At 34.3% G+C, this 26,331-nt stretch carries 25 protein-coding genes; 11 read left to right on the top strand and 14 right to left on the bottom strand.

Annotated elements, in window-relative coordinates:
- Positions 1-2 precede the first annotated feature (2 nt).
- Genes K0R77_RS10265 through K0R77_RS10255 form a run of 3 tightly spaced genes read left to right on the top strand, consistent with a single transcriptional unit; the run spans position 3 to position 2,815 of the window.
- Positions 3-668 (top strand): hypothetical protein, encoded by a 666-nt coding sequence (locus tag K0R77_RS10265; protein WP_300351959.1) that lies wholly within the window; start codon positions 3-5, stop codon positions 666-668.
- Between the two features lie 27 nt (positions 669-695).
- The gene (locus K0R77_RS10260) at positions 696-1,667 is read left to right on the top strand and encodes a deoxyhypusine synthase family protein (RefSeq protein WP_300351957.1); all 972 of its coding nucleotides are present in this window, start codon (positions 696-698) and stop codon (positions 1,665-1,667) included.
- A 56-nt stretch (positions 1,668-1,723) separates the two neighbouring features.
- Positions 1,724-2,815 (top strand): acyltransferase, encoded by a 1,092-nt coding sequence (locus K0R77_RS10255; RefSeq protein WP_300351955.1) that lies wholly within the window; start codon positions 1,724-1,726, stop codon positions 2,813-2,815.
- 67 nt (positions 2,816-2,882) lie between these two features.
- On the opposite strand, the gene K0R77_RS10250 is transcribed toward K0R77_RS10255, so the two are convergent.
- The gene (locus tag K0R77_RS10250; RefSeq protein WP_300351954.1) at positions 2,883-3,029 is read right to left on the bottom strand and encodes a hypothetical protein; all 147 of its coding nucleotides are present in this window, start codon (positions 3,027-3,029) and stop codon (positions 2,883-2,885) included.
- Between the two features lie 56 nt (positions 3,030-3,085).
- Between K0R77_RS10250 and K0R77_RS10245 the strand changes: the two genes are divergently transcribed.
- A complete protein-coding gene (locus K0R77_RS10245) occupies positions 3,086-3,382 on the top strand; it encodes an MGMT family protein (protein WP_059136069.1) in 297 nt (98 codons plus the stop codon).
- A gap of 285 nt (positions 3,383-3,667) precedes the next feature.
- On the opposite strand, the gene htpG is transcribed toward K0R77_RS10245, so the two are convergent.
- From htpG to K0R77_RS10210, 7 genes are all read right to left on the bottom strand, one after another.
- Complete coding sequence (gene htpG, locus K0R77_RS10240) at positions 3,668-5,560, bottom strand: molecular chaperone HtpG (RefSeq protein ID WP_300351952.1); 1,893 nt, start codon at positions 5,558-5,560, stop codon at positions 3,668-3,670.
- A gap of 164 nt (positions 5,561-5,724) precedes the next feature.
- Positions 5,725-6,732, bottom strand: a complete 1,008-nt coding sequence (gene recA, locus K0R77_RS10235; protein ID WP_263003617.1) for a recombinase RecA — start codon at positions 6,730-6,732, stop codon at positions 5,725-5,727.
- A gap of 147 nt (positions 6,733-6,879) precedes the next feature.
- The gene (locus tag K0R77_RS10230; protein WP_300351949.1) at positions 6,880-8,076 is read right to left on the bottom strand and encodes an oxygenase MpaB family protein; all 1,197 of its coding nucleotides are present in this window, start codon (positions 8,074-8,076) and stop codon (positions 6,880-6,882) included.
- Positions 8,077-8,147: 71 nt separating this feature from the next.
- Positions 8,148-8,618, bottom strand: coding sequence for a hypothetical protein (locus K0R77_RS10225; protein WP_300351947.1), 471 nt, complete (start codon positions 8,616-8,618; stop codon positions 8,148-8,150).
- A 77-nt stretch (positions 8,619-8,695) separates the two neighbouring features.
- Complete coding sequence (sucC, locus tag K0R77_RS10220) at positions 8,696-9,886, bottom strand: ADP-forming succinate--CoA ligase subunit beta (RefSeq protein WP_300351945.1); 1,191 nt, start codon at positions 9,884-9,886, stop codon at positions 8,696-8,698.
- A gap of 198 nt (positions 9,887-10,084) precedes the next feature.
- A complete protein-coding gene (locus K0R77_RS10215; protein WP_300351943.1) occupies positions 10,085-10,471 on the bottom strand; it encodes a DUF423 domain-containing protein in 387 nt (128 codons plus the stop codon).
- Between the two features lie 193 nt (positions 10,472-10,664).
- Entirely contained in the window at positions 10,665-11,993 is a 1,329-nt protein-coding gene (locus K0R77_RS10210) for a hydroxymethylglutaryl-CoA reductase, degradative (protein WP_300351942.1), read from the bottom strand.
- 197 nt (positions 11,994-12,190) lie between these two features.
- Between K0R77_RS10210 and K0R77_RS10205 the strand changes: the two genes are divergently transcribed.
- The 4 genes from K0R77_RS10205 to gap all read left to right on the top strand — a co-directional run bounded on the left by K0R77_RS10205 (position 12,191) and on the right by gap (position 16,506).
- Positions 12,191-13,450, top strand: coding sequence for a putative DNA modification/repair radical SAM protein (locus K0R77_RS10205; RefSeq protein ID WP_300351940.1), 1,260 nt, complete (start codon positions 12,191-12,193; stop codon positions 13,448-13,450).
- 106 nt (positions 13,451-13,556) lie between these two features.
- Entirely contained in the window at positions 13,557-14,315 is a 759-nt protein-coding gene (locus tag K0R77_RS10200) for a TIGR03915 family putative DNA repair protein (protein ID WP_300351938.1), read from the top strand.
- Between the two features lie 161 nt (positions 14,316-14,476).
- A complete protein-coding gene (pfkA, locus tag K0R77_RS10195) occupies positions 14,477-15,463 on the top strand; it encodes a 6-phosphofructokinase (RefSeq protein WP_300351937.1) in 987 nt (328 codons plus the stop codon).
- 32 nt (positions 15,464-15,495) lie between these two features.
- Complete coding sequence (gene gap / locus K0R77_RS10190) at positions 15,496-16,506, top strand: type I glyceraldehyde-3-phosphate dehydrogenase (protein WP_300351935.1); 1,011 nt, start codon at positions 15,496-15,498, stop codon at positions 16,504-16,506.
- A 443-nt stretch (positions 16,507-16,949) separates the two neighbouring features.
- Here gap and K0R77_RS10185 read toward each other — a convergent pair whose 3' ends face one another.
- Positions 16,950-17,450 (bottom strand): hypothetical protein, encoded by a 501-nt coding sequence (locus K0R77_RS10185; protein ID WP_300351933.1) that lies wholly within the window; start codon positions 17,448-17,450, stop codon positions 16,950-16,952.
- A 125-nt stretch (positions 17,451-17,575) separates the two neighbouring features.
- Positions 17,576-18,463 carry a mechanosensitive ion channel domain-containing protein gene (locus K0R77_RS10180; RefSeq protein ID WP_300351931.1) on the bottom strand — a complete coding sequence of 296 codons (888 nt, stop codon included), beginning with the start codon at positions 18,461-18,463 and terminating at the stop codon, positions 17,576-17,578.
- Positions 18,464-18,559: 96 nt separating this feature from the next.
- On the opposite strand from K0R77_RS10180, the gene K0R77_RS10175 reads away from it, so the two are divergent.
- Positions 18,560-19,195, top strand: coding sequence for a peroxiredoxin (locus K0R77_RS10175; RefSeq protein WP_300351929.1), 636 nt, complete (start codon positions 18,560-18,562; stop codon positions 19,193-19,195).
- Positions 19,196-19,289: 94 nt separating this feature from the next.
- On the opposite strand, the gene K0R77_RS10170 is transcribed toward K0R77_RS10175, so the two are convergent.
- From K0R77_RS10170 to K0R77_RS10160, 3 genes are all read right to left on the bottom strand, one after another.
- Entirely contained in the window at positions 19,290-19,880 is a 591-nt protein-coding gene (locus K0R77_RS10170; protein WP_300351927.1) for a hypothetical protein, read from the bottom strand.
- Positions 19,881-20,031: 151 nt separating this feature from the next.
- Complete coding sequence (locus K0R77_RS10165; RefSeq protein WP_300351926.1) at positions 20,032-20,547, bottom strand: hypothetical protein; 516 nt, start codon at positions 20,545-20,547, stop codon at positions 20,032-20,034.
- A 90-nt stretch (positions 20,548-20,637) separates the two neighbouring features.
- A complete protein-coding gene (locus K0R77_RS10160) occupies positions 20,638-22,917 on the bottom strand; it encodes a TonB-dependent receptor (protein WP_300351925.1) in 2,280 nt (759 codons plus the stop codon).
- Positions 22,918-23,102: 185 nt separating this feature from the next.
- On the opposite strand from K0R77_RS10160, the gene K0R77_RS10155 reads away from it, so the two are divergent.
- Both K0R77_RS10155 and K0R77_RS10150 read left to right on the top strand, forming a co-directional pair.
- Positions 23,103-24,161: a Gfo/Idh/MocA family oxidoreductase gene (locus tag K0R77_RS10155; RefSeq protein WP_300351924.1), complete on the top strand. Its 1,059-nt coding sequence runs from the start codon at positions 23,103-23,105 to the stop codon at positions 24,159-24,161.
- A gap of 8 nt (positions 24,162-24,169) precedes the next feature.
- Positions 24,170-24,328 (top strand): hypothetical protein, encoded by a 159-nt coding sequence (locus K0R77_RS10150; RefSeq protein ID WP_300351922.1) that lies wholly within the window; start codon positions 24,170-24,172, stop codon positions 24,326-24,328.
- Positions 24,329-24,397: 69 nt separating this feature from the next.
- On the opposite strand, the gene K0R77_RS10145 is transcribed toward K0R77_RS10150, so the two are convergent.
- Positions 24,398-26,296: an ABC-F family ATP-binding cassette domain-containing protein gene (locus K0R77_RS10145; RefSeq protein WP_300351920.1), complete on the bottom strand. Its 1,899-nt coding sequence runs from the start codon at positions 26,294-26,296 to the stop codon at positions 24,398-24,400.
- Between the last annotated feature and the right edge of the window lie 35 nt (positions 26,297-26,331).

Raw genomic sequence — 26,331 nt, 5'->3', positions numbered from 1 at the left:
CAATGTTTAAAAAACTTTTACTTTCGGGAGCATTCGCAGTTCCATTCTTTTTCTCAGCACAGGAAGCAACCACTTCAGAATCCAGAATTTCAGTAATACCTTCGGTTGGTTATGCGTGGCGTCTCGCAAAAATGCCTGAAGGAATTTCGAAGGAGTCAAGAGATTACATAAAAGGTTTAAAAAATGGAGTTGATGTAAGTGTTTCTGCTTATTATCACCTTAAAAGCAATAGTGCGATTGGTTTGAAATATTCTACTTACCTGGCTTCAAGTGATGGGAGAATAACTGTGCAAGATTCAAACGGACAAATTGTTTCGGGATTCGTAAGCACAAAAGATAATATCACATTTGTCGGTCCGGCTTACATGTTTTCAAATTTCAAAGATGATACAAAACATAAATTATTTTATGATATAGCATTGGGGGTAATTTCTTACACTACCAAAACGGGCTCTATTACAGGTAAAGGTTCAAACTTAGGTCTGGAAGTTAATTTCGCCTACCAATATGCACTGACCAATCATATTTTTATTGGTCCAAAATTGGGTCTTACTGGTGGAACATTGAGCAAAATGAAATATAACGGTACAACGGTAGATTTCGGTGATGAAGAAAGAGAAGGATTAAGCAGACTTTCTTTGAGTGCAGCGGCCACTTTCCGTTTTTAAATTTTATCTTTGTAAAAAATTAAAAAAATGAGCAAACCGATTACTGAGTTCATAGAAAAATATTACCTGCACTTCAATGCAGCGGCTTTAGTAGATGCATCAAAAGGATATGTTGCCCATCTGAAAGAAGGTGGAAAAATGATGATCACTTTGGCTGGGGCAATGTCTACCGCTGAATTAGGAAAAATTTTAGCTGAAATGATTCGTCAGGATAAAGTAGATTTTATCTCTTGTACAGGAGCAAACCTTGAAGAAGATTTGATGAACCTTGTAGCGCATTCTCACTACGAAAGAGTACCTCATTACAGGGATTTGACGGCTCAGGACGAATGGAATTTGTTGGAAAGAGGGCTGAACAGAGTTACGGATACTTGTATTCCTGAAGAAGAGGCGTTCAGAAGATTACAGAAACATATCGTTGAGATCTGGAAAGATGCTGAATCAAAAGGCGAAAGATATTTTCCACATGAATTCATGTATAAAATGATTCTGTCAGGAGTTCTTGAGCAGTATTATGAAATTCCTAGAGAAAACTCTTGGATGATTGCTGCGGCAGAGAAAAACCTGCCAATTGTAGTTCCGGGATGGGAAGATTCTACAATGGGAAATATTTTTGCTTCTTACTGCATTAAAGGTGAGTTGACTGCCACTACAATGAAGTCAGGAATTGAATACATGACATATTTGGCAGATTGGTACACTAAAAACTCAGCAGGGAAAGGAGTCGGATTTTTCCAGATTGGTGGAGGTATCGCAGGAGATTTTCCGATTTGTGTGGTTCCAATGTTGTATCAGGATATGGAAATGCATGATATTCCGTTTTGGTCTTATTTCTGTCAGATTTCAGATTCAACGACTTCTTATGGTTCTTATTCAGGAGCAGTTCCGAACGAAAAAATTACTTGGGGTAAATTAGATATTACTACACCGAAATTCATCGTTGAAAGTGATGCTACTATATGTGCACCATTGATGTTCTCTTATATTTTAGAAAACTAACAGTAATAATTTATGATATATAAAAGGCTTATTCTGTAAGCCTTTTGTTTTTCACTTTGGATACACTTCAGAAAAATAAATTTGACGCTCTCACAGGAATGCGCGCTGTCGCAGCGATCATGGTTTTTGTGTATCATAACCGAAAATATTGGCGTTACGATCTTCCTTTTGAAGTAATGCGTTTTATCAGCGAATGGCATATTGGTGTCACTGTATTTTTTGTGTTGAGTGGATTTTTACTTGCTTACCGATATGAAGAAAAGCCATTAGAATCTAAAAAATCTTATTTACAATATATTCTGCTGCGGATTGCAAGAATTTTTCCGCTGTATTGGATTTTGTTGAGCTGTTATTTTCTTGACAGGACCTATTCTAAAGATCTAGATACTTATTTTTTACAATATTCCCTTTTCTATTCTTTGTTTGAAGAATATTCTGTTTCCGGAATTGTTCAGGCTTGGTCGCTTACCGTAGAATTTTTCTTTTATTTGCTTTCTCCATTGTTATTTCTTTTATTAAAGAAAAGCTGGAAATACTGTATCCTGTTTTTAATTGGATTCTTCCTGCTTGGCTGGTCGATAGGTTACGGACTTCACTGGTACAATGGAAATCCTAAAGGTTTTTTGTATCCTTTAAAATTTATGGTTGGAAGTACATTTTTTGGTCGAAGTTTTGAGTTTTTCTTTGGAATGTTGCTGGCTTATTTAATGAAGAAAGAAAAAGGTTTCCAGTTTTTAAAAAATTTGAAAAAACCAACACTTTTTGGCGGAATTTCAATCTTGGCACTTATCATTGCAACTGCTTTTTTTGCCAGAAATAATTTCGTACATGGTGTAGAAAGATGGGAAGGAAGGCTGATTCACGAGTTGCTGTTGCCGATAGCAATTGCAGTTTTCTTTTGGGGTTTGATGTCAGAAAAAACCATTGTTTCAAGGTTGCTTTCAACAAAGTTTTTTATTCTTTTAGGGAATGCTTCATTTGTTTTCTATTTGATTCATCTCAGTTATTTCAATATGAAGCTGAAATCTTACCTTTATCTTCCTGATCGGAATTTTGTTTTGCTTTGGATTTGTTCAGTAATTATTTATCTACTTATTGAAAAACCTCTTTATGAAGTTTGCAGAAAACTGATTTCTAAAATTAAGTAGTTTACTGATATTTTTGCAGATTTTTTTCTGTTTAAATCTTGAAAATAGAAGTAAAATATTTACTAACTTAATCCATCGAATTAATCAGAACAAAATATCGATAAGCCAAAATTCCTTTCTGAATTTTATTGAGTTTGGTAGGATCTTTATCACTTAACTTCGGTAAAACTGCTTTATTAATCTTATTCAGGATTCTGAAGATGAACTTTTTCATAACTTTACTTTTTAGAGATTCAATACATATTAGAAAACAAAAATAATGCTAAGATCATGAACGAAATTTTCAAACAACAGGTCTGGGAAATTTCCAAACTTATTCCCAAAGGCAGGGTTTCTTCTTATGGTGCGATTGCAAAAGCGGTCGGATTCCCGAATCATTCCCGACACGTTGGGAAGGCGATGGGTGGTTGTCCGAAAGATGTTCCTGCACACCGTGTAATTTCAAGTTCGGGAACTTTATCAGTTCCGGAATTTCAGGAAAGATTGGAAGCGGAAGGAATTGAAGTGGAAAATTTCAGAATTAAAAATTTCAAAAAACTGTTTTGGAATCCTTTGGAGGAGTTGTAGGGAGAAAGCGTTTTTATGTAAACCTTGAAGGTTTGAGTTAGTTTGAATTTTTTTGAGAAAGTTTGATTGAAACACGAACTTCCTAGCCCCGATAGAAGCGGCATCCTTTTTTGCTTTTTCCCGGAATTTTCTTTTATAGCTGACTTTTCTAAAAGCAAAAAAGATATAGCGGATAGCGGGATTAGCTCCTAATTATTGGTAATGAGCAATGGGTAATTGGTGTTATTTTCATAAAAAAACTCAGAACGACATAGTCGCTCCGAGCTTCAATATAAATTAGTTAATTTATTTCTCCAATTGCTTATAACTTCTCTGAATAAAATCTGTCAGATCTTTTCCTTTCAGCAAATTCTGAGAAAGTTTAGCCAAATCTAAGGCATATTTAATCTGAGATCTTTTCTCATCAGCATTTTCATTAGCCAAAATTTTCGAAGCAAATTCACTGTTAGAATTCACGACCAAATTATACATTTCCGGGAAACCGCCCATTCCGAACATTCCGCCGCCGCCGGTTGCCTGCATTTCCTTCATTCTGCGCATAAATTCCGGCTGGGTGATTGTAAACGGGGCATCAGAACTGTCTAAATCTTCAAGCTGGACCGTGAATTTTTTATCATTAATTGATTCTTCCACATTCTTCTTTAAAGATTCTTTTTCAGTTTCATTTAATTTAGAAATTATGGGTTCGTCTTTTTTAATTAAATTATTGATGTGATCGGCATCTACTCTTGCAAACTGAATTTTCTCTTTCGTTGTTTCCAGTTTTTGGATTAAATGCGGAACAATCGGAGAATCTAAAAGTAAAACTTCATACCCTTTATCTTTCGCTGACTGGATGTAGCTGTGCTGTTCGTCAGCATTTGTAGCGTAAAGAACAACTAAATTTCCATCCTTATCAGTTTGAGTAAGCTTGATTTTTTCTTCCAGTTCATTCCACAAGAAATATTTACCATCTGTTGTTGGATAAAGTGCAAATTTGTCAGATTTTTCGAAGAATTTATCTTCAGAAATCATTCCGTATTCGATCACGATTTTGATGTCGTTCCATTTTGTTTCGTAATCTTCACGGTTTTCGTTGATTAATGAAGCCATTTTATCACCCACTTTTTTGGTGATATATGAAGAAATTTTCTTCACCGCTCCATCTGCCTGTAAGTACGAACGAGAAACATTCAACGGAATATCCGGAGAATCAATCACCCCACGAAGCAACATCAAAAAGTCCGGAACTATTCCTTTCACCTCATCGGTTACGAAAACCTGATTTTGGTACAACTGAATTTTATCTTTTTCAATATTTAAATTGTTGTTCAGTTTCGGGAAATAAAGAATTCCTGTCAAATTAAACGGATAATCTACATTAAGATGAATGTTGAAAAGAGGCTCTTCAAACTGCATTGGGTACAGTTCGTGATAGAATTTCGTATAATCTTCTTTATTCAAATCGGCTGGAGCGATTGTCCAAGCTGGATTAGGATTATTGATGATATTATCAACCTCTTCCGTTTCTGCGGTCGTTCCTTCAGGAGCGTCTTCCGGAAGTGGAAGTGTATGGGTTTTAGTTCCGAATTTAATAGGAACAGGCATGAATTTGTTATATTTCGTCAACAATTCACGGATTTTATTTTCCTCTAAAAATTCTGTAGAATCTTCGGCGATGTGAAGAATAATTTCGGTTCCTCTGTCGGTTTTTGCCGTTGTTTCTTCTAAAGTAAATTCAGGACTTCCGTCGCAAATCCAATGAACGGCTGGTTCGTCTTTGAAAGATTTAGAAATAATTTCCACTTTTTCTGCCACCATAAAAGCGGAGTAGAAGCCTAACCCGAAATGTCCGATAATTCCTGAATCTTTTGCAGAATCTTTATATTTTTCTAAAAATTCCTCAGCTCCGGAAAATGCAACCTGGTTGATGTATTTTTCAACTTCTTCGGCGGTCATTCCCAAACCTTGGTCGATGATGTGAAGTTTTTTGTTTTCTTTATCGATTTTAACTTCGATTTTCGGATTTCCGTAATCTACTTTTGCCTCACCGATATTGGTAAGGTGTTTTAATTTTAAAGTTGCATCTGTAGCATTTGAAATTAATTCTCTTAAGAATATTTCGTGGTCGCTGTACAAAAACTTTTTAATCAACGGGAAAATATTTTCCACCGAAACATTAATATTTCCTTTTGTCATTGTTATGGGTTTTTAAATTATGATTATATATTCTCAAATAAAATACCATGGATATGAAAGTGACAGATTGGCATTTTTATTAATTTATTTTTCTTAAATTATATGTATTAAAACAAAAAAAGACAGCTTTTAAAAAAAGCTGTCTTTTCATTTATATTCAGAAACTATTTTTTGTTGTTGATAATCTCTTCTTTTACTTTACCTTCAAGCTCTTCAGCCAGTTCAGGATTGTCTTTCAGAAGATCTCTTACGCCATCACGACCTTGTCCCAATTTGGTGTCGCCATAGCTGAACCAAGATCCGCTTTTCTTTACAATTCCCAAATCAACAGCAGTGTCAAGGATTTCACCAGTTTTAGAAACACCTTCACCGTACATAATGTCAAATTCTGCCATTTTGAAAGGCGGAGCTACTTTGTTTTTCACAATTTTCACTTTCACACGGCTTCCCACTGCTTCATCGCCGTTTTTAATCGGTGCACTTGCTTTTCTAATGTCAACTCTTACCGAAGCGTAAAACTTCAATGCATTACCACCTGTTGTCGTTTCAGGATTTCCGAACATTACTCCGATTTTTTCTCTCAACTGGTTGATGAAAATTACCGTACATTTTGTTCTTGAAATTGTTGCAGTAAGTTTTCTTAAAGCCTGAGACATCAATCTTGCGTGAAGACCCATTTTAGAATCTCCCATTTCACCTTCAATCTCTGCTTTTGGAGTCAATGCTGCAACCGAGTCAATTACGACAATGTCGATTGCTCCTGAACGGATCAGGTTGTCGGCAATTTCCAGAGCCTGTTCACCGTTATCCGGCTGAGAAATGATCAGGTTTTCAAGGTCAATTCCTAATTTTCCTGCATAACCTCTGTCAAAAGCATGCTCAGCATCAATAAACGCAGCGATTCCACCTGCTTTTTGCGCTTCTGCAATTGCATGTAAAGTTAAAGTTGTTTTACCTGAAGATTCAGGTCCGTAGATCTCAATGATTCTTCCTCTAGGGTAACCGCCAACGCCCAAAGCGATGTCTAGCCCTAAAGATCCTGAAGGAATAACTTCGATGGTCGTGTCAATCGCACTGTCTCCCAACGTCATTACAGTCCCTTTTCCGTATGTTTTATCTAGCTTGTCAAGCACCAAAGCAAGTGCTTTTTTCTTATCGTCTATATTGCTCATATTGTATTAAATAATTTATCAAAAATACGGAATTTAAATTTTAAAATGCTAATAATATTTGTTTTCGAAATTTGTTTTTAGCGTTAAAAAATGATAAAATTTTTCCAACCTAAATGAAATAAAATACAAATTACTAATCATTGTCAATTAATGAAAATTAGAATTTTGAGTGATTCTTAAATAATCCTCCAACACTTTCATTTGATCTTTATTTCCTTTTTTGATCCGGTTTTTCCGGCTCACCGTATTATCATATATTTTATTGAAAAATCTTTTCATATAAGGAAAACCATTGCGTAATGAAACTTCGGGAATCTGAAGTCTTTTGCAAACTTCATCATCAAGAAGATACCAAGTACAGCAAATGTGTAAATATCTCAGGTTTTTTCTCTGAAACTCAAATTTTAAAATAGGATTTTCAAGCGACTCGTTGAGCAAAGAATGTGCAAGCAAAACAGAATCCTGATCTGCAGATAGCTGAATAGAAGTCCATAAATAAAAATATTCTGTCGCTTGTTTTTTATCGTTGGGCAAAAGTTCTTCGGGAATTCCCAAAAGGTAACCCACATATTTCCAAAGGTGAAAATGACCTTTTTCCTCTTCTGCAGAAATAGTGTTTCCCAATTTATGGAGGCTGTGCAGGAAAACCAGACTGAAGCCGATGTACGTTGCCATCATATCCCAGGAATTGATAGGTTCACCCCAGTTTTCGGTGTCCCAGTTTTTGTAATGTTTTTTAATGGAAAGCCTTGCGTAAGAATGGATAAGTCTTGTTTTAATGGCAAATTCATATCCTTTTTTGTGAATTTCCAATGCATCATATCTCGTAACATTGACCCAAAAATCCAGAGTTTCTGACAGTCTTTTTACAGCACCTTTTTTCAAGGCTTCCGTAACGATGAGAGGTTTGTTGAGATAGGCATAATCATAACCACCGATGAGACAGTAGTCACGAAGCGAAATAAGAGAATCGATGTTACCACGCATACAAAGCTCGGCTCCGTTTTTCAATAAACTGTAATCTAACCAATCTGGAACGGTCTGTGTCTGTCTGAAGAGTTTTTTTACGCTTTCCGGCACATCATCGTTGTCTGAGACTCCGTTTCGGATATAATGTTCAATTTCTCTTGATGCTTCGCTGTATTTTTTGGTGAAATAGACTTCTTTTACAACCTCGTCCCCAATTTCATCTATATGATAAAAGTATTTTGAAAATTTGTCGAAATCTTTAAAGCTCACTTCTGCCCCTGAAAAATCAATCAGTTGTTTTCCGTTGCCTCTTGTCCAAAAATTTTTGAAATGTTGAGAATTTTTAAATCTTGGTTGTAAAATCGTCCTTTCCATGTGATGATAAAAGTACAAGTTTTAAGCCGAAAATTGTTGGTGAGATTTGTCAGTTTGGTATTTTAATCAAACTATTTCACAATACTGTCTTTCTTTAATTCATGATAAACAGAATCATCTTCAATCAAAGCTTCACCAATTATATAATCATCATTTTTAGGAATGCTGTCTTCTTCAATCATAATAAGACCTGTAGTGGTAAATTCTTCTGTTTTTGGTTTTGAACAACCTGTTAAGAATACTATAAAAGAAAAAATAGCTAATGCAATTCCATTGTTTCGGAAGTGCGTAGGAATATATTTAGAGAATTGGTTTTTTAAATTCAAAAATTTTGAATTTTCGTTTTGTACTTGATGGTTAAGAAATCTTCCACAAATTTTTTCATTGGTTTTTTCATTTAAAATGTCAATAATTTCCTGTGGTTTCTTTTCGGTGAAATCAATCACACATTTGTCACATACTGAACAAAATCTTCCTTTTTTCTGAGGAGACATCGATTCCCATTTTTCAGAACATGGATTCGGAATATGTAAGTTTTTCATGAATAAAGTTTTCTTAGGAGCATTAAAAAACCGTTCCAAAAAATGAAACGGTTTAAATTTATATAAAAAATTTAGTATTAAGCTAAAACTTCTTTTACTTTATTTGCAGCTTCTTCCAAAGTAATTGCAGAGTGTACCGGAAGACCAGATTCGTCAATTAATCTTTTAGCTTCTACAGCGTTAGTTCCCTGTAATCTTACGATCAACGGAACAGGAAGGCTTCCCATAGCATGATAAGCGTCTACAACACCTTGAGCAACTCTGTCACATCTTACGATACCTCCAAAGATGTTGATCAAGATTGCTTTCACGTTTGGATCTCTCAAGATAATTTCAAAAGCAGTCTGTACTCTTGCTGCATCAGCAGTACCTCCAACGTCCAAGAAGTTTGCAGGGTTACCACCAGATAATTTGATAATATCCATAGTCGCCATTGCAAGACCAGCTCCGTTTACCATACAAGCAACGTTACCGTCTAGTTTTACGAAGTTAAGACCAGCTTCACCTGCTTCTACATCTAAAGGATCTTCTTCTCTTGTATCTCTTAAAGCTTCAAGATCTTTGTGACGGAACAATGAGTTACCATCCAAAGTTACTTTAGCATCTACAGCGATAATTTTGTTGTCAGAAGTTTTTAATACAGGGTTGATCTCAAATAAAGAAGCATCAATTCCTACATACGCATTGTATAGAGAAGTGATGAATTTTGTAAATTCTTTGAATGCGTTTCCTTCAAGACCTAAATTGAAAGCAATTTTTCTAGCCTGAAAACCCTGAAGACCCAAAGTGGGATCGATCAATTCGTTGTGGATCAAGTGAGGCGTTACTTCAGCAACGTGCTCAATGTCCATACCTCCTTCAGTAGAATATACGATTGTATTTTTACCTTCAGCTCTGTCTAAAAGAATAGAAACATAAAATTCTTTAGTTTCAGATTCTCCAGGATAATAAACATCTTCTGCAACCAAAACAGAGTTTACTTTTTTACCTTCAGCAGAAGTTTGTGGAGTTACTAACTGCATTCCGATGATGTTTTGAGCGTTTTCTTTAAGCTTATCCATGTTTGGAGAGAACTTTACGCCACCACCTTTACCACGACCACCTGCGTGAATTTGTGCTTTTACAACCCAAGCCTGAGCTCCTGTTTCAGCAGTAAGTTTTTCAGCAGCAGCTACAGCTTCGTCTACGTTATTAGCTACGAAACCACGTTGTATTGCTACTCCGTACTTTGATAAAATCTCTTTTGATTGATACTCGTGAAGATTCATATTATTTTTATTATTATATTTTAATTTTAAAAGGTTGACAAATTTAATAAAAAGACACGGAAGTTCAAGATTATTAGGATAAAAATTAAAACTTACATGACTTTGTCTGAATTTCAACCAAAAACAAGTTGGTGTTCTAATCGTTTTTGCGTTTGTGATAAATTATTTTGTCTATAACTGAAATTATTGTTGATGAAGTTAAATTCTATTCTTTACAAAATAAAAAATCAACATTCCCCAACTCAAAATCATCAATAATCCTCCAAGCGGAGTGATAGGTCCTAAAAATTTAAGGTTTGCTCCTAAATAATCCTGTAGACTCAAACCGTAAATACTGAAAGAAAATAACATTGTTCCTGTAATCATCAATATAGAAATCCATTTTTGAGATGAGGTATCAAACTTTAAAATGTAACCTGCAATCAGCAAAAAAAATGCTGCGTACATTTGATATCGTACTCCTGTCTCAAAACTTTCCAGTCTTTCTAAAGATAATATTTTTTTTAATGCATGTGCTCCGAAAGCTCCCAAAATTACAGATAACATTCCGAAAGCGGCACCGAAGACTAAAGTAATTGTTTTCATTTTATTGATTTATTTAAACAGATTTAAGTGACCTGTTTTTATTTATAATTTAAAATTTTGAATATTAATGATATGGTTCCAATTCCGATAAAAACCCATGCGAATTTTTTATTATGAACAAGCCTTGGATTTTTTGTCAACTGTAGAAAAACCCCGAAAGCTAACATAAAAGCTGCGACAATAATTCCAAACATTATTGAGATCTTAATCTGTTAAATTCATTGATAACCTCATGATGCGTCACTGTTTTATCTTTAAAATAGGTCACAAAATGCTGTTTTTCCTCTTCGGTCGCACCCATTTGATTTAAAATATTAAGCAAATGCATTTTCATGTGACCTTTCTGGATTCCTGTGGTTACTAAAGATCTCAATGCTCCAAAATTCTGAGCCAATCCTGAAACCGCCAAAATACTCATCAGTTCCTGAGCTGAAGGTTTTCCAAGTAATGCAAGGGAAAATTTTACCAGAGGATGAAGATTCGTCAAACCGCCCACAACTCCCACAGAAATAGGAAGATCAATCCAGAATCTGAAAATTCCGTTGTCTGTTGTACAATGTGTCAAAGAAGAATATTTTCCATCCTTTGATGCGTAAGCATGTGCGCAAGCTTCAGTTGCTCTGAAATCGTTTCCGGTTGCAATCACAACGGCATCAACTCCATTCATAATTCCTTTGTTGTGTGTTGTTGCACGGAAAGGTTCGATCTCAGCAATCGTAACGGCTTGTTTAAATTTTCTTGCAAATTCTTCATTTGAAATTCCGCTGTCGTCCTTCAGATCTTCTATTTTACAAGAAACTTCTGCTCTCACGATACAATCCGGAGTAAAATTGGAAAGAATATTCATAACTACCTGCAAAGAATCTTTTTCTTCCTGTGTAAAATCTTCTTCAAGAGAAATCTGTTCTTTTAAAGTTTTACCAAATTGCTCAAGACAAGAATTGATAAAGTTAGCTCCCATAGAATCTACCGTATCAAAACTTGCTTTCAACTGATAATAATTAGGCATTTCAGCGGTTTTATCGATCAATTTTATTTCTAAAATTCCGCCACCACGGTTTCTCATATTTGCAGTGATGCTTTCTGTGGCTTCAAACAGTTTTTTCTTTAATTTAAAATTAAAAAAATGCTGAAGTTTATGCGATTCTGTATTAAAAATGAAATGAGTGTGACCTAATTTTTCTGTATTAATGATCGTGGTTTTAAAACCTCCTTTGTCAATCCAGAATTTGGCTGCTTTTGAAGCTGCTGCAACTACTGAACTTTCTTCAACCGCCATTGGTAAAGCAAATAATTTTCCGTCAATTAAAAAATTAGGAGCAATTCCGTAAGGCATATAAAAATTGGAAATCGTGTTCTCAGAAAACTCGTCATGAAGTTTCTGAAGATCTGCATTTTCGTTCCAGTATTGATTGAGTATGTTTTGATAATCTGCGTTTCCGTCTAGATATTCATTGACAAGCCAGTCAATTTTTCCTTTTTTTGTAAGTTTAGAAAAACCTTCGATCGGTGTGTGATTCATAGAGTTATTTTTAAATTCTTAAATATGGTGATAATCGATGGTTTACGATTTCACGCATAATTTAATGACCGTAAATATAGTAAATTTGTTACTGCCTTTTGTTGATAAGTTAGTTTAAAAAAGAGTGATATTTCTCAATTTTGGACTTAGTTTTGTACAAGGAATTGGATTTTAAATCTGCTTTAAATTAAATTTAAATGAATTTTGACCGCCTGAAAGAAAAACTGGAAATTCTTGCCGATGCAGCAAAATATGATGTGTCATGCTCGTCGAGCGGAGGTTCAAGAAAAAATAAAAAAGGCGCTTTGGGAGACAGTTCTGCAAGCGGAATTTGCCATACCTATACCGAAGACGGGCGATGTGTTTCGCTTCTCAAAATTCTTTTGACCAATCATTGCATTTACGATTGTGCTTATTGTGTTTCACGAAGCTCAAATGATATTAAAAGAGCGGCTTTTACGGTTGAAGAAGTTGTAGATTTAACCATTAATTTTTACCGTAGAAATTATATTGAAGGCTTATTTTTGAGTTCAGGAATTTTCAAAAATGCCGATACAACGATGGAACGTTTGGTGCGTGTTGCAAAAAAACTTCGTCTGGAAGAAAATTTCAATGGATATATTCATTTAAAATCAATTCCTGGCGCAAGTGATATTCTAATGCAGGAAGCAGCTTTGTATGCTGACCGATTATCAATTAATATTGAAATTCCGACAGAAAGTGGTTTGAAATTATTGGCTCCGGAAAAAAACCGACAGGATATGCTCAATCCCATGAAATATATTCAAAGCGGAATTACCCAATATAAAGAAGAGAAGAAAATTTTCAGGAAAGTTCCGAAATTCGCTCCTGCAGGACAGTCTACGCAAATGATTGTTGGTGCAACCAACGAGAATGATTTACAAATCATCAAAGTTGCTGATCATTTCTATAAAAATTATAATCTTAAAAGAGTTTATTATTCAGGATATGTTCCGGTTTTGGAAGATAATAGATTACCAGCTTTAACGACGGCGGTTCCGATGTTGAGAGAAAATCGTTTGTATCAGTCGGATTGGCTGATGCGCTTTTATGGATTTAAAGCTGATGAAATTTTAGATCCGCATATGCCGTTTTTGGACTTGGAAGTTGATCCTAAATTAAGTTGGGCACTTCGACATCTTGATCAGTTTCCGATTAATCTTCAAAGTGCAGATTATCAGATGATTCTCAGGATTCCGGGAATTGGTGTGAAAACTGCGAAGAAAATTGTTTCAGCGAGACGTTTTCAGGTTTTGACGATTGATCATTTGAAAAAATTGGGTGCAGCAGTGAATCGTGCTAAATATTTCATAGATTTTAATGCAGGAAATGTTTTCTTGAGACATTTGACAGATTTAAATCTGAAAAAACTCTTAATTGGCGGAAGCAATTCTAAATTTCAGGATCAGTTTTCGCAGCAACTCACATTGTTTTAATTTTAAACATAATTTCACAATTTTTTCACGAGGATGACTAATTTGTTCATGAAATTTAAGAAAAATAAATAGTTTCTTTAACAAACTTAATGGATAAAATAAATAAATGACCACCTTACTCTACGACGGCAGTTTCGACGGACTTTTTACTGCAGTATTTGAAGTTTTCGAATATAAGTACAGTGATGTGGAAATTGTTTCAAAAGAGAGATATCATCAGAAAAATATTTTTGCAGAAATCCATGAAGTTGTCACACAACAGGAGAAATCTGAGAGAGTTTTAAATAAATTGGAAGAGAACATTGGGAAATCCGGAATTCATGAATTGGTTAAGGTTTATTTATCCGAAGAACAGGATTCAGAGCAAATTATTTTGTCTGCCGTACAGCAATCTATAAAATATCCTAAAGAGAATATTTTACAAAATTACGCAGATAATGATATTCTTAGAATTGCCAAGATTTCAAAATCGGTAAGTAGAGAAAGGCACAGAATGACAGCTTTTGTTCGGTTTGAAAAAATGCAGGATGAGGTTTTCTTTGCTAAAATCGATCCGGATTTTAATGTGTTGCCTTTGATCAGAAAACATTTCAAAGACCGTTATCAGGATCAGAAATGGATGATTTATGATCTCAGAAGAAACTATGGAATTCTTTATGATCTGGAAACGTGCGATTTCTTTTATCCTGAAGAAAAAATTGATTTAAATAAATACCAGCAAAAGTTTCATGATGAAGAAAAAAATTATCAAACACTTTGGCAACGTTATTTCACAAAAACAAATATTGTGGAAAGGAAAAATTTGAAACTGCATATTCAGCATGTTCCAAGAAGATATTGGAAATATTTAGTTGAAAAGAATTGATATGAAAGTCTAGCTTTGAGTTTCATAAATTAAAAATGTAAATTATTTCTCAAACAAATTGCTTTTAAATTTACAGGATACTAAAGGATGAAAAGTATTCTAAAGATACTGCCGTTATCTGAACTTGTTTTTGTAAATTTGTGTTTGAAATTTTTTACTAAATGAAAGAAAGTGCTGTAAAAAAAATTGCAGTTCTTACTTCGGGAGGTGACTCTCCGGGGATGAACGCAGCATTAAGAGCGGTCGTAAGAACTGCCAATTATTATAATATCGAATGTTACGGAGTGAGAGAAGGCTATAATGGTCTTATCCACGATGATTTCCTGAAAATGGGACCTCGTTCTGTAAAAAATATAATCAACCAAGGTGGAACTATTCTGAAATCTGCCCGTTCCAAAGAGTTTATGACCAAAGAAGGTCGCCAGAAAGCCTATGACAATTGCGTGAGATACGGAATTGAAGCTTTGGTGTGCATCGGTGGAGACGGAACTTTTACCGGAGCGAAGATTTTTAATGAAGAATTCGGAATCAGAGTAATCGGTGTGCCGGGAACGATTGATAACGATATCTTCGGAACAGATAATACGATTGGTTTTGATACGGCTTTGAATACAGCCATGGATGCCATTGATAAAATCCGTGATACGGCAACTTCTCACAACAGGGTTTTCTTTGTTGAGGTGATGGGGCGTGATGCAGGTTTTATTGCCCTAAACAGTGGTTTGGCAACCGGTGCTTTGGATATTTTGATTCCTGAGAAAAAAGACAGTATGGATGAGTTGTTTGCCAACTTCAGAAATGCAGAGAAAACAGGAAAATCCTCAAGTATTGTGGTAGTTGCAGAAGGTGAAAAGCTTGCCAATATTTATGAATTGGCTGAGCAGACCAAAAAAGAATTTCCTGATTATGATATTCGTGTGGCTATCTTAGGTCATATCCAAAGAGGTGGATCACCGAGTTGTGCCGACAGAGTTTTGGCGAGCAGACTAGGTTTTGGTGCAGTTACCGGATTGATGGTAGGAGAGAATAATGTAATGGCAGGAATGCGTTCCAACGAAATTGTTTATACACCCATCGAAGAAGCCATTAAAAAACACAACGAAATCAACAAAGATCTTCTTTTGATTTCAGAAATTTTAGCAATCTAATATTTTATATAATTAAATAAATCAAAACAATTATGTCAACAATTAAAGTAGGTATTAACGGGTTTGGTAGAATCGGTCGTCTTGTATTCAGAGCTATGACTGAAAGAGACAACATCGAAGTCGTTGGTATCAATGACCTTATTAATGCAGAATACATGGCTTACATGCTAAAGTATGATTCTGTACACGGTATTTTCCCGGGAGAAGTTTCTGTAGAAGGAAATGATCTTGTAGTAAATGGTAAAAAAATCAGAGTTACCGCTGAAAGAGACCCAAATAACCTAAAGTGGAACGAAATCGGTGCTGATTACATCGTAGAATCTACTGGTTTATTTTTAGATAAAGAAAGTGCTGCTGCACACATCAACGCTGGTGCAAAAAAAGTAATCCTTTCTGCTCCTTCTAAAGATGATACTCCAATGTTTGTAATGGGTGTAAACCACACAGAACTTACAGACGATATCAAAATCTTATCAAATGCATCTTGTACTACAAACTGTTTAGCTCCTTTGGCTAAAGTAATTCACGATAACTTCGGAATCGTAGAAGGTTTGATGACCACTGTACATGCTACAACTGCAACTCAGAAAACTGTTGACGGTCCTTCAATGAAAGACTGGAGAGGTGGTAGAGCTGCCTTGAACAATATTATTCCTTCTTCTACTGGTGCTGCAAAAGCAGTAGGGAAAGTAATTCCTTCATTAAACGGAAAATTAACAGGGATGTCTTTCAGAGTACCAACTGTTGACGTTTCTGTAGTAGATTTAACGGTAAGAATTGAAAAGGCTGCTTCTTACGAAGAAATTTGTTCAGTAATCAAAGCTGCTTCTGAAGGTGAATTGAAGGGTATTCTTGGTTACACAGAAGATGCTGTAGTTTCTCAGGATTTCGTAGGAGATAAGAGAACTTCAATCTTCGATAAAGACGCTGGTATTATGCTTTCTCCTAACTTTGTAAAACTAGTTTCTTGGTATGACAACGAAATGGGTTATTCAAATAAATTAGTTGATATGTTAATTCACGCTTCTTCTTTGTCAAAATAATAAGCAATCAAATATGCATAATGAAACCTTCCGATTTTGGAAGGTTTTTTTTGTTATAGATTAAATAGAGAATAGCCTATAGCAATGCCAATCCAAGGCTTTTTGTTATAATTCCACTTTTCAGAATCATTTCCAATTGCGTAATCCCATCCTAAAAATCCACCTAAACTAATTTTGTTAAATGAATAGGCTGTTCCCAAACCAATACTTGCTAATCCTTTTGTAATTTTTACATCTCCAATTAAAGGTTGTTCGGCAGCAGAAGTATTACTGCTGTTTAATTCTACAACGGATGATCCGACAAATAATCCTAAAGTGAGTTTTGAATTATTAGTTTTGCAATCAACTTGTTCACGATACCTAAATGTTGTTTTACCAAAAGAAATACCTGCTAAGACATTGATATTGAGACTCGCTGATGAGAATTCTTCTGATATATTAGGTTATTTAAATCTATATTTAAATGGGATTGTAAAAACAGAAACTGTTCCATCAATAAAAGGTAATCTAATTTTATCCCCATTTTTAAGTTTGTAATAATAGACATCGTCTCCTAGTACTTCATTAAAACGTTTCCTACTTACATAAACTTTATCATCTACAAATTTGACATATCCCCAAAAATCGGAATCTACATTGATTTCTTTTTTTATGACGAGCATTTTAAAAAAATTATCATCAACGATTATGTCTCTAGTTACATTTTGCTTTTCTCCATTTACAGTTATTTGTTCTGTGGCTTTAACTGTTTTATTGTTTTTATAAACATCTTTTACAGAGTCAAGTTGTTTGGTAGACCATTTATCATATTTTAATGAATTTTTTTGTTTCAAATTTAATTCTTCTTTTTTTGAAACTATAAAGTAGATTCTACTTGAATTTTCCTGTCCGAAAATCATTCCTGCAAATCCCAACAGAAATATTAATAAAAATTTTGTTTTCATGGCTATTAATTTTTAAACAAATTTTATAAATTTAATAGCATGATAAAATAACCCGTTTGGGTGATTTTTTGTTAAGAGGCTTTTGGAGTTTTAATAAAATAACCTTTGATTTAAATTAATAAAATCTACAATTCCGTATTTTCTTTTGGAGGCTCAATTGGAGAATTGTTAGTAATATTAATACTTGTTGGAGTCAATAGTGGGATTCCGTCATCATCCAGACGTTTTTTTATTTTCATTAAAGCTTCACTTTTTATCTGAAGCATATTTGCTCCTACAGCAATCCAGAATTTTGCCTGTAAAGTAAATGTTCCCTGCTTCAGGTTGGTGAAAATTACCTCAGAACTTTCTATCCTATCAATATTTTCTAAACTTTTAATCACCTCTAAAATACCAATTTGTGCTTTGCTTACATCTTCATCTGCAGGAATCTCAAAATCTAAAATAATTTTTCGTTGTGGAGAAGCCGTAATATTTGAAAAAGGTGCATTGAAAATCACCTGATTCGGGATGTATACTTTTTTACCGTCATCACTGATTATTTTTGTGGTTAAGAAACCGATCTCCATTACCGTTCCCGAATTTCCGCCGATAATGATATAATCTCCGACTTTAAATGCTTTGTCAATACCAATCAGCATTCCCGAAAATATACTCGAAACGAGGTCTTTTAGCGCAACACCGGCAATTACACCTGCAACTCCTAAACTTCCGATAAATTTCCAAAGGAAACCGCTGAAGCCCATTATTTCTAAAGCAATAAAGCTTCCCATTATCACTATAATAAATCTGAAAATTCCGATAATGGTAAGTATAGATCCTTCTTTTTTAGTTTTAGGGAAAACCTTATGCATGATTTTTACCGCAAGTTTACTCAGATATTTACTCGTCAATAAAAAAAGCATAAAAACAATAATACCAACAACCAACTTTGGTGTAAGTTTCGCAAATGCGATATACCAATTTTGTAAAACTTTATATACCGTATCTACGTAGCTTAAGCCGTACTCCATAAAATATTTTTTAATATTATAAATAAATTTTCTAGCAAAAATTTTGCCAGTAACAAAAAGTCTATTAAATTTGTAGACTAATAAAAACAAAATGTTATGTCAATTAAACTAGGAGATACCGCACCCAACTTTCAGGCAGATTCTACTGCTGGAAACATTGATTTTTATGAATATCTTGGAGATTCGTGGGGGATTTTATTTTCTCACCCTGCAGATTATACTCCGGTTTGTACGACAGAACTAGGTTATACCTCAAAATTAATATCAGAGTTTGACCAAAGAAATACCAAGGTAATTGCTTTAAGCGTCGATGGAGTAGAAGATCACAAAAACTGGATCAAAGACATCAATGAAACCCAAAATACTGATGTGCAGTTTCCGATCATTGCAGATAAAGACAGAAAAGTTTCAGCACTATATGATTTTATCCATCCGAATGCATCACTTACAGCGACTGTACGTTCTTTATTAATCATTGATCCGGATAAAAAAGTAAGGCTTATTATTACCTATCCTGCTTCCACAGGAAGAAATTTTAATGAGATTCTGCGAGTTTTAGACTCGTTACAACTGGTAGATTCTCACAAAATCGCAACTCCTGCAAACTGGAATGATGGTGATGATGTCATTATTCCGCCTTCGATTAATACTGAAGATGCAAGAAATATTTTCCCTAAAGGTGTCACTGAGATCAAACCTTATCTTCGCTACACACCTCAACCTAATAAATAGTCTTAGATTTTTTATTTATTATATAGTTTAGTTTTAATTTGAAAAAGCGGCTCGGAAAATTTTCCGAGCCGCTTTTGTTGTATTTTCAAAGCTGCTATTTTAAGTCGTTGGCAACTGCTTTTGCTTTTGAAGTAGGTAAGTAAATACTGAAACCTACATTGAAACTAATTCTGGACGTTAATCCTTCGTTTCCAAAACCAGTTACTCCGTTGTATTTTACTAAACCTTCAACGCCGATATTCGGAGTGATAAAGTAAGAATATCCAGGACCTACACCAAAGTCTAAACCAGTTGTTGAGATACCATTTTCCACATTAAATCCACCTACTCCTACATTACCTTCCAAGAAGAATCTACCATGATTCAATAAATTGTCGACACCTTTTTCCCCCGGAGATAAGAAGTAACGACCTAGAGCTCCAACACCGTAATCAAATTGTGTTGATGCACCTGCACCTGGTTTAGAGAATCCTAAAGTAACGTAACCTCCTAATGCAACATTATCTTTGATAAAATATGCTGCTCTTGGCTGAAGTTTGATATCGTAACCTGCTCCTGTATTTAAACCAAAGTTGCTAGAAAGTAAGCTACTACCTACCATCCAGTTTCCTTCCTGAATTTGTGCATTTGCTGTTCCGGTCAATCCTGCAACAGCCAATATTCCTGTAAAAATTAGCTTTTTCATAAGTTTATAATTTTAATATTTAATGTTCATTATTTTGATAATGCAGTAAATTCAATAAATGTGCCACTAAATATATTTCAAATCAATTTTATGAATACTTGATAAATATCACAATACTCAGTTTAGGCTAAAATTATTACAGATATTACAATTAAATGAATAATAGTACGACTGAAATTACCAATCCCGCAATTGCAAATTTTATTCCTCTTTTAAAAGCTTTCGTCTTAGGATTAAACATCCAGAAACTTGAGATCACAAAGAAAAATAGGGATACACCGAAGAATGCATTAAGAGGTGATAAAGTATCTTTTGACTGTGACTTGTGAAGCTTCGTCATTTTATCCAACACAAAAGGAAGCTCTTTTTTAGTGTACTTTGCCTGTCCTGTTGATGTATTGTAAGTTCCCTGTTTGAATTTTAAAACATCACCTTCTTTTTTTTCAACTTCGAAATTTTTTATTTTCAGCTCTTTTCCAAGTTCTTTCTCTGAAAGGTTTATTGCGATTTTTTTATCAATCTTATTTTCTTTTTTCAAGAAGTCAGTGTCTCTGTAAATTAGCAAAACACCACTTATAGCATAAATCGCCATAATTCCGGCAAGAAAAAAGCCTAAATAACGGTGTGTAACTCTCATAAAACTTCTTGTGTCCTTGATCTTATCCATATATTATTTTTTCGTTTAAAATTTCAAAAGTGGAAACTGCAAAATTGCAACTTCCACTTTGAATTGAGAAATTATTAATGTTATAAAATTTTAAAGTCTGTATGTCAATGTAAAATAGTAATTTCTTGGTGTAATAGGGTTTACAGAGTAATTTTCGTGAACGTTGTAGTTTACAACATCAAACAAGTTACCCACTCTTCCTTGTAGAGAGATTTTTTTCCATTCGTATCCTAAAGATAATGAAACTGTTGTGTAATCTTTTAGTTCAAAACTTCTGCTCACATCTTTTCTGGTAATATTTGTAGATTTTGAATCATTCCAACCTGCAATTCTGTCTCCGATATAATAAACTCCTATTCCTGCTTTTAATCCCGGAACATAGTTTGTGAATTTGTAAAATACTGATGCATTGGCTGTCGTTGCAGGTGTTCTTACAAGTCTCTGCTTTTCTACATATCCTTTTTCAGGAGTATCTAAATAGACTGAGTTGTTATATGAAAAACCTCCGATGATAGAAAGGTTTTCTGTAGGATTTCCGGTAATATCCAATTCTACACCACGGCTTCTCATTTTTCCTGCAAATTCTTTTAAATTTGTATCTGGTGTTTGTACAGAACCTACATTGTCAACATAGAAAAAATTCTGATAAAAGTTATGATATAAAATTTGGTAAAGCGTAACGTTAACTGCTAAAGCGTTATTCCAAATATTTTTCTTAGCACCTATTTCATATTGATCTACTGTGGTAGGTTTTATTCCTTGTTTAGGTAAGGCATTTACTCTGTCTCTAACTTGTGAAATTGTTCCGGTAGTATTCAGATTGGTTATCATATCAGACATATAACCTGCATTTGTTGCGAATGAATTGGTATATGTTGCAAATGCTGAGAAATTATCATTTGGCATATATACAAAACCTACTTTTGGTGAAAAAGCGTTATCTGAAGTTGCCGAATTTGCCACTTCAAATTTTTCGTTTGCCGTAAAACGGGTTGTTAAGCTCGGCATATTTTCAAGATATGACCAACGAAGACCTGCGATTACTTTAAATTCTTTTGTTAAACTAACAAAATCCTGAGCGTAAACACCAATTCTTCTTGTCCTTGTTCTTGTCTTAGTATTTAAATTAGAGTCAGGCATTGCCAAGCTTCCATTATCCCAAGAACTTGGGTCATCCAAATACAATATGTTTGTAGGAGCTTGTATCAAATTATAAGCATTTGCGTCAGACTGACCATAATCTGCATCTGTGCCAATTAATACTTTATGATTGATTTTTCCTGTATTGAATTCTCCATTTACATTTACCTGTACAGAACCATAATTTTGTTCGTTATAAGTTTTGTTTAGTGGTGTGGTCCAAGATAATCGTGTCGCAGTAGGAGATGCATATGCCCATTGTATACGTTCCGTTGAGAAATAATCTTTAGTATAATTTTGATATGATGTAGAGGCATTCAACGCCCATTTGTCATTAATTTGATGATTAAATGTTACGTTTGTTGAAGCTTGCTGAACATTTTGATATTGCCAGTCGGTTCCAAAAAAAGTATTTCTAGGTAACCAGTCAATAAGCGAATAGCTTTGATCTTTGTTGGTAATTGACCCAATCCCGAAATCAGGAGTAAGATCATTTTTAAGATAATCAGCTTCTACAATTAGTTGAGACTTTTCGCTTAAATTAAACAAGAAAGAAGGATTAAAATAATACTTTTCAGATTTTACCACATCTCTGAAACTCTCTGCATACTCGTAAGTTCCATTCATTCTGAAAGCTACATTTTTAGAAATCGGACCATAAATATCAACCATTGGCTTGTAAGAATTCCAGCTTCCTGCGTTCATTCCTACACTTCCTCCAAAATTAAACTTTGGCTTTTTTGTAACTAAATTAATAATTCCTCCGGCTGCTGCATTTCCGTAAAGCATTGCGGTGGCTCCTTTTAAAACTTCCACTCTTTCAAGTCCGCTCACTTCAGGAAAAACGCCGCTATTCACTCTCGCTCCGTTTTTATAAATATTATCGTTTCCGAAAATAAAACCACGACCTCCGAAACTGTCTTGAGAACCACCTCTTGCGGAAGTAAGGTAAACTCCGTTTACATTTTGAAGAACATCACTCAGTTGTTTTGCCTGCTGTTGTTCGATAATCTCATGGGTAACTATAGAAATCGCCTGGGGATTTTCCATTACCGTAAGATTTGATTTTGTCGTTGCCGGTTTTGCTGTATTTGGATTTCCTGTTTTATGAAGATTTACATCTTCAATGCTTTGGATTCTGATAGTATCAGATTCAGAATTGTTTCTCATTTGAGCACTTACAGATACTGTAATAGCTAAAAAACTCAGTGAGATAAAATTTCTCTTCATTTTACTTTATTTGGAATGGATTTAAATAATGTCGCAAAAGTAAGTATTAAGTTTTGTGTTATTTAGAATTAATAAAAATAATTATTGTGATTTTTGTCATATTCAAACATAATAGATTATAGATATTCACTCTATGTTTTTCATAGAAGAGTTTTTTATAAATATATTTGTTGAAAATTAAATGTATGCAATTGATAAAAGTGGGTCTTTGCGCCTTTGGAATGAGCGGAAAAATTTTTCACGCTCCATTTTTAAAAGAACATCCCGGATTTTTTATGTCGGCGATTGTAGAAAGAACGAAAGAAGAATCAAAAGAAAAATATCACGATGCAACAATTTACCATTCAGTAGAAGAAATGCTACAGAATGCTGATATAGAAGTTGTGGTTGTCAATACGCCGGTTCAGACCCATTTTGAATATGCAAAAATGGCTTTGGAAGCCGGGAAAAACGTGATCGTAGAAAAACCATTTACGGTAAACGTCACAGAAGCTGAAGAATTGGTAAGATTGGCAGAAAGTAAAAATCTGTTTCTAAGTGTTTACCAAAATAGAAGATTTGATCGTGATTATCTCCAGGTACAGAAAATTATTTCAGAAGGAAAACTTGGAAATATCAAGGAAGTTGAGATCCGATTTGATAGATTCAGAACTGAACCAAGTGCAAAAGAGCATAAAGAAAATCCCGAATTAGATGGTTCAGGATCAGTTCATGATTTAGGTTCTCATTTGATTGATCAGGCAACTCAGCTTTTTGGTTTTCCTGAAAAACTTTTTGCAGACATATTTTCGATGAAAGGAGAAGAGTTTGCCAATGATTATTTTGAAATTTTGCTTTATTATAAAAATGATTTAAGAGTAAGATTGAAATCTTCAGTTTTTACCAAAGAGGATCATTATGCTTATAAAATTTTCGGAGATAAAGGAAGCTTTTTGCAGGAAAGAACTGATGATCAGGAAAATGAATTGGCTGCCGGAGCAATTCCAACTTACGGAAAAGACTGGATGAAACCTTTAAAAGAATCTGACGGAATTTTAAATTATTCAAATGAAAATTCTGAATCTGAAAGAATTTTAACTTCAAGCGAATCCGGAAATTACATGAATTATTATCAGCAGATCTATGAACATATCGTTTTTGGATACGCTTTGCCGTCTTTAGGAAATGAAGTTGTTCAGAATATGAAAATTATTGAAGCTGCACTGGAAAGTTCTAAGAAAGGTAAAGTTATTGAGTTAAATTAAAATTAAATATGAAAAAAAGAAGCTCAAGTTTTACAGTGATCGGTCTTTTGTTTGTAGGAATCGGTTTGACTTTGGTGAATGACAATATGTATTTGAAATACGGTTTTCTTATTCTGGGAACTGCTTTTCTCTTGTACAGTATTTCTACAATGATTAAAAATAAATAATCCTTCATATCATCATAAAAAAAGAGCTGCTCAAATTATTGAACAGCTCTTTTTTAGTATTTAAATCTTTTAATCTTGAAGTTCAAGCCATCTCATTTCGTGATTTTCGAGTTTTTCAGATAGACTTTCCAGTTCTGCAGAAAGTTTTGCGATTTTCTCGTATTCTGTTTCGTTGTTTAGCTGATCAAGAATTTTGGCTCTTTTTTCTTCAAACTCAGGAATTTCTTTTTCAATTGTTTCCAACTCGCGTTGTTCTTTGAAAGAGAGTTTCTTTTTCGGAGCTTGTGGTTTTGAAACGGTTGCTACTACAGGTGTTTCAATCGCTTTTTCAACTGCAGGTTTGCCTTTTTTCTCTTCATTCTTCTGACTTCCATCTTCCAACTTTTTATTTTCTCTGTATTCTGAGAAGTTTCCGATAAAATCTTTGATTTTTCCTTCACCTTCAAATGCCAAAATATGATCAACAATTCTGTCCATAAAATATCTGTCGTGGGAAACGATAATCAGACTTCCCTGAAAGTTTAACAGGAAATTTTCCAAAACCGTCAAAGTTGGAAGATCAAGATCGTTTGTAGGCTCATCAAAAATCAAAAAGTTTGGATTCTGATATAAAATATACATCAAATGCAGTCTTCTTTTTTCTCCACCCGAAAGTTTAGAAATCGGAGAATATTGCGTTTGATCATCAAACAAGAATAGTCTCAAAAATTGTGATGCAGAAATGGTTTTTCCATTAGCTAAAGGAAAGTTTTCAGAAATATCTTTGATGAAATCAATTACTCTTTCGTCTTCTTTATATTTTAAACCTTTCTGAGAAAAATATCCGAATTTGATGGTTTCTCCCGTTTCGATCTCTCCGGAATCTTTAGGTTCAAAACCTTGGATGATATTTAATAAAGTAGATTTTCCGGCACCATTTTTTCCTACAATTCCTACTTTTTCACCACGTTGAAACGAGTAACTGAAATCTTTCAGCAACAATTTATCACCATAACTTTTAGAAATATCTTTAAGTTCAAGAATTTTGTTACCTAATCTCTTCATTTCAAAATCGAGTTCCAAAGATTCTTTACGGGTATCGGTTTTTGCTACTTTTTCAGTTTCGTAAAAATCGTCTTGTCTGGATTTGGATTTTGTGGTTCTCGCTTTAGGTTGTCTTCGCATCCACTCCAACTCTTTTCTGTAAAGATTTTGTGCTTTGTCGATGGTAGAGTTCATATTATCCTCGCGAATCATTTTATTCTCCAGATAAGTTGCATAAGAGCCATTGTGGAAATACAGATTCTGATCTTCCATTTCCCAGATAATTCCGCAAACTGCATCAAGAAAATAACGGTCGTGTGTTACAAGAAGCAAAGTGATTTTTGCTTTATTTAAGTAGCTTTCAAGCCATTCAACCATTTCCACATCAAGGTGGTTGGTCGGCTCATCCATGATCAGGAGGGTGTGACGATGTTCGGCTCTAGTTTCTGTTAAAAGTTTGGCTAATGCAACACGTTTTATTTGTCCACCGGAAAGCATTCCCATTTTGGCGGTCAAGTCTGTGATTTTAAGCTGAGAAAGAATCTGGCTCATTTCATTTTCAAGATCCCAGGCTTTATGAATCTCCATTTCAGCTAATGCAATTTCCATTTCATCTGGATTTCCCGATAGCAATGCGTGATGATATTTTTTTAAAGCCAAAATTGGAGCAGAATCTAAAGTCATCATAAATTCTTCAATCGTCAGATCAGATTCAAAATCAATTTCCTGATCAAACAAAACCACCTGAATGTCTTTATTAATGATTACAGAGCCACTGTCTGCGATTTCTTTTCCCATTAAAATTTTCAGCAAAGTAGATTTTCCGCTTCCGTTTTTGGCAACAATGGCAATTTTGTCACCTTCATTGATGTTGAAAGAAATATTTTTAAAAAGAGTTTTAATCCCGTAAGACTTTGTAAGATTCTCTGCCGCAACGTAATTCATTGATATCCAAATTTTGTGGTGCAAAAATACGAAAT

This window comes from Chryseobacterium sp., from assembly GCF_029240215.1.
Lineage (GTDB): Bacteria > Bacteroidota > Bacteroidia > Flavobacteriales > Weeksellaceae > Chryseobacterium.
The sequence above is the reverse complement of the archived record's forward strand: the minus strand, read 5'-3'. Positions and strand labels throughout refer to the sequence as shown.

Coding starts and splice junctions, on each gene's coding strand:
- recA (WP_263003617.1), bottom strand. CDS start 6,732: ATGAGCAATATAGACGATAAGAAAAAAGCACTTGCTTTGGTGCTTGAC.
- K0R77_RS10260 (WP_300351957.1), top strand. CDS start 696: ATGAGCAAACCGATTACTGAGTTCATAGAAAAATATTACCTGCACTTC.
- K0R77_RS10185 (WP_300351933.1), bottom strand. CDS start 17,450: ATGAAAACAAAATTTTTATTAATATTTCTGTTGGGATTTGCAGGAATG.
- K0R77_RS10215 (WP_300351943.1), bottom strand. CDS start 10,471: ATGAAAACAATTACTTTAGTCTTCGGTGCCGCTTTCGGAATGTTATCT.
- K0R77_RS10225 (WP_300351947.1), bottom strand. CDS start 8,618: ATGAAAAACTTACATATTCCGAATCCATGTTCTGAAAAATGGGAATCG.
- K0R77_RS10180 (WP_300351931.1), bottom strand. CDS start 18,463: ATGGAGTACGGCTTAAGCTACGTAGATACGGTATATAAAGTTTTACAA.
- sucC (WP_300351945.1), bottom strand. CDS start 9,886: ATGAATCTTCACGAGTATCAATCAAAAGAGATTTTATCAAAGTACGGA.
- K0R77_RS10175 (WP_300351929.1), top strand. CDS start 18,560: ATGTCAATTAAACTAGGAGATACCGCACCCAACTTTCAGGCAGATTCT.
- pfkA (WP_300351937.1), top strand. CDS start 14,477: ATGAAAGAAAGTGCTGTAAAAAAAATTGCAGTTCTTACTTCGGGAGGT.
- K0R77_RS10160 (WP_300351925.1), bottom strand. CDS start 22,917: ATGAAGAGAAATTTTATCTCACTGAGTTTTTTAGCTATTACAGTATCT.
- K0R77_RS10150 (WP_300351922.1), top strand. CDS start 24,170: ATGAAAAAAAGAAGCTCAAGTTTTACAGTGATCGGTCTTTTGTTTGTA.
- K0R77_RS10155 (WP_300351924.1), top strand. CDS start 23,103: ATGCAATTGATAAAAGTGGGTCTTTGCGCCTTTGGAATGAGCGGAAAA.
- K0R77_RS10145 (WP_300351920.1), bottom strand. CDS start 26,296: ATGAATTACGTTGCGGCAGAGAATCTTACAAAGTCTTACGGGATTAAA.
- K0R77_RS10165 (WP_300351926.1), bottom strand. CDS start 20,547: ATGGATAAGATCAAGGACACAAGAAGTTTTATGAGAGTTACACACCGT.
- K0R77_RS10245 (WP_059136069.1), top strand. CDS start 3,086: ATGAACGAAATTTTCAAACAACAGGTCTGGGAAATTTCCAAACTTATT.
- K0R77_RS10250 (WP_300351954.1), bottom strand. CDS start 3,029: ATGAAAAAGTTCATCTTCAGAATCCTGAATAAGATTAATAAAGCAGTT.
- K0R77_RS10205 (WP_300351940.1), top strand. CDS start 12,191: ATGAATTTTGACCGCCTGAAAGAAAAACTGGAAATTCTTGCCGATGCA.
- gap (WP_300351935.1), top strand. CDS start 15,496: ATGTCAACAATTAAAGTAGGTATTAACGGGTTTGGTAGAATCGGTCGT.
- K0R77_RS10200 (WP_300351938.1), top strand. CDS start 13,557: ATGACCACCTTACTCTACGACGGCAGTTTCGACGGACTTTTTACTGCA.
- htpG (WP_300351952.1), bottom strand. CDS start 5,560: ATGACAAAAGGAAATATTAATGTTTCGGTGGAAAATATTTTCCCGTTG.
- K0R77_RS10170 (WP_300351927.1), bottom strand. CDS start 19,880: ATGAAAAAGCTAATTTTTACAGGAATATTGGCTGTTGCAGGATTGACC.
- K0R77_RS10265 (WP_300351959.1), top strand. CDS start 3: ATGTTTAAAAAACTTTTACTTTCGGGAGCATTCGCAGTTCCATTCTTT.
- K0R77_RS10230 (WP_300351949.1), bottom strand. CDS start 8,076: ATGGAAAGGACGATTTTACAACCAAGATTTAAAAATTCTCAACATTTC.
- K0R77_RS10210 (WP_300351942.1), bottom strand. CDS start 11,993: ATGAATCACACACCGATCGAAGGTTTTTCTAAACTTACAAAAAAAGGA.